This window comes from Streptomyces sp. NPDC056948 (assembly GCF_042674225.1).
Classification (GTDB): Bacteria; Actinomycetota; Actinomycetes; order Streptomycetales; family Streptomycetaceae; genus Streptomyces; species Streptomyces purpurascens.
The window spans coordinates 1-2540 of sequence record NZ_JBHUQX010000716.1; the positions used below are offsets into that span (position 1 = coordinate 1).

The window sequence follows — 2540 nt, forward strand, 5'->3', positions numbered from 1 at the left end:
GGGCTAGCCCGTTCAGTCCTTCGTCGGGGGGCGCAGTACCTCGATCAGGCTGGCGTAGCTGTCCTGCCCGTGGCCCGCCGCGCCGGCCTTCTGCATGCCGGCCTTCAGCAGCTCGGGCAGCGCGTTGTCGATGCCCCGGGCCGCCGCCGCGTGGATGAGGTGGTCGATGGCCGCGATCTGCACATCGACGGTGGCGTCGTCGCCCGGGTAGCGGCCCGCGTCCACCTGGGGCGCGTAGGTGGTGAGGAAGCCCGCCACGGCGGTCAGCCAGCGGGTCGCCACGGGGGTGAAGTCGCCGGCGGGCGTCCCCTCGGCGCCGACCAGCGCCGTGCCGTGCAGCCAGCCGGTCATGGTGGACCACATCAGGCCGAGCAGCGCCGCGTCGTAGAGGGAGGCGAGGCCGGGGTCGGTGCCGAGGTACAGGGGGTCGCCGAGGGCCGCCAGCGTGGGGCGGTGGGTTTCGAAGACCTGCCGGGAGCCGCTGTAGAGGAACATCATGGCGGGGTCGCCGACGCCGGGCGGAGTGGTCATGATGGCGCCGTCGAGATAGTCGACCCCACAGGACCGGGCCCACTTGACGGCCTCGTGGGCCTGCTCGGGAGAGCCGGAGGTGAGGTTGACCAGGGTGGTGCCGTCGAGGTCGCCTACGGCCGCGTCGAGGACCGTGTACAGCACCTCGTAGTCCAGCACGCAGGCGATGGTCAGCGAGGAGGCGGCGACCGCCTCCTGGGGCGTGGCGGCCAGGCGGGCACCACGCTCGACCAGGGGCCGGGCCTTGTCCGGGGACCGGTTCCAGACGGTGGTCGGATGGCCCCGGTCCAGCAGCGCGGCGGCCAGGGCCGAGCCCATCGAGCCCAGTCCGAGAACGGTGACGGCCTGCTGTTCTGCGTTCATGCCCAACTCCTCGTGAAGCGTGCGTAGGTGATCCGTGATCACGTACGGAAACGTTCGCAGGGCACGAAGATCGGGAACAGTGACAGTGGTGACGGCGTCCACCAAATTCCTGCCATACCCTTCGGGGTATGGGTGCTGGTTCTGTCGCCGTGGTCGTGACCGAGGAGATCGGGGTCCCGTCGTGGGATCTGTATGAACTGAGCATCCCCTGCACCGTGTTCGGCAAGCCGCAGCCGGATCTGGCCGATCCCTGGTACGACCTGCGGCTCTGCGGGACGGGAGCGGGGGCGCAGGAGGGTCAGGAGAGCGCGGACGGCCACGGGCTGACCCTGCGGACCCGCTACGGACTCGACGACCTGGCGGACGCGGACACGGTCATCGTGCCCTCGGTGCCCGACCCCTGTGTCGACGAGGGCAGGCCGCTGCCGGAGGGGCTGGTCGCGGCTCTGCGGCGCGCCCATGACGCGGGTGCCCGCATGGTCTCCCTCTGCACCGGCGCCTTCGCGCTCGCCGAGGCGGGGCTGCTCGACGGCCGCCGCGCGACCGCGCACTGGATGCACACCGACCGGCTGGCCGAGCGGTACCCGAAGGTGCAGGTCGACGAGTCGGTGCTGTACGTGGACGACGGTGATGTCCTCACCAGCGCCGGGCTCACCGCCGGCCTCGACCTGTGTCTGCATCTGGTGCGGCGCGATCTCGGCGCGCACGTCGCCAACCAGCTCGCGCGCCGCATGGTGGTGCCCGCCCACCGGCCGGGCGGGCAGGCGCAGTTCATCGAGCTGTCGGTGCCGCCCAGCGACGACGAGGGGCTGTCTCCCGTCCTGGAGTGGGCGAGGGCGAACCTCGACCGGCCGCTCACGGTCGCCGATCTGGCGCGGCGGGCCTCGATGAGTCCGCGTACGTTCTACCGGCGCCTCCAGGCGGCCACCGGGACGACTCCTCTTCAGTGGCTCCTCGACCAGCGGCTCGGGCGCGCCCGGTCACTGCTGGAGTCGACGGACCTGCCGGTCGAGAAGGTCGGGGAGCTCAGTGGCCTCGGCACGGCCAACAACCTCCGTCACCACTTCCTCAAGCACATCGGGGTGTCGCCGGGCGACTACCGGCGGGCCTTCCCCGGGGCGCCCACCGGCGGACGCGGCCGGACACGGGTCTGACTCACGCCCGGGGAGTCCACCCCGGCGGCCGCAGGATCGCCAGCAACTGGCGGACCAGTTCCTCGACCACCTCGTCCAGGGTCGCGTCCACCCACCCGGCGCTCCAGTCGTGCAGCAGCCCGTTGACGCTGCCGATGAAGCCCGTCGCAGCGAGTCGGTAGTCGCGGGGTGCGGCCTCCCCGCGCGCGGCGGCCGCGTCGGCCTCGGCGCAGATGAGGCCGACCCAGCCGGCCCGGCGGGCGAGCCGCTGTTCCTCAAGGCGCGCGCTGACGCCGATGATCTCGACGAAGGTGATGCGGATCCGGCGCGGATCGGCCGCGACGTTCCCTGCGTAGGCACGGAAGATCGCGGTGGCGCGCTCGACGAGCGGCAGGTCGGCGGATGCGGCCGCGGCCTGCAGAACCGCCGTCTCGGCCCAGCCGTTGACCTGGAGATGCAGCGCGGCGAGCACGTCCTCGAGGGTGCGGAACTCCTCGTAGAACTGACAGGTGG

At 72.0% G+C, this 2540-nt stretch carries 3 protein-coding genes; 1 reads left to right on the plus strand and 2 read right to left on the minus strand.

Annotated elements, in window-relative coordinates; genetic code table 11:
* Window positions 1-12 precede the first annotated feature (12 nt).
* Window positions 13-894 (minus strand): NAD(P)-dependent oxidoreductase, encoded by an 882-nt coding sequence (locus tag ACFTZL_RS43915; protein ID WP_382595951.1) that lies wholly within the window; start codon window positions 892-894, stop codon window positions 13-15.
* 128 nt (window positions 895-1022) lie between these two features.
* On the opposite strand from ACFTZL_RS43915, the gene ACFTZL_RS43920 reads away from it, so the two are divergent.
* Window positions 1023-2048 carry a GlxA family transcriptional regulator gene (locus tag ACFTZL_RS43920; protein WP_382595954.1) on the plus strand — a complete coding sequence of 342 codons (1026 nt, stop codon included), beginning with the start codon at window positions 1023-1025 and terminating at the stop codon, window positions 2046-2048.
* Between the two features lies 1 nt (window position 2049).
* Here ACFTZL_RS43920 and ACFTZL_RS43925 read toward each other — a convergent pair.
* Window positions 2050-2540, minus strand: a 491-nt coding sequence (locus ACFTZL_RS43925) for a TetR/AcrR family transcriptional regulator (protein WP_382595958.1), incomplete at its 5' end; no start/stop codon positions are given.

Bases quoted from the DNA above. Each gene is read 5' to 3' on its own strand.
- ACFTZL_RS43915 (WP_382595951.1), bottom strand. From the start codon at position 894: ATGAACGCAGAACAGCAGGCCGTCACCGTTCTCGGACTGGGCTCGATG.
- ACFTZL_RS43920 (WP_382595954.1), top strand. From the start codon at position 1,023: ATGGGTGCTGGTTCTGTCGCCGTGGTCGTGACCGAGGAGATCGGGGTC.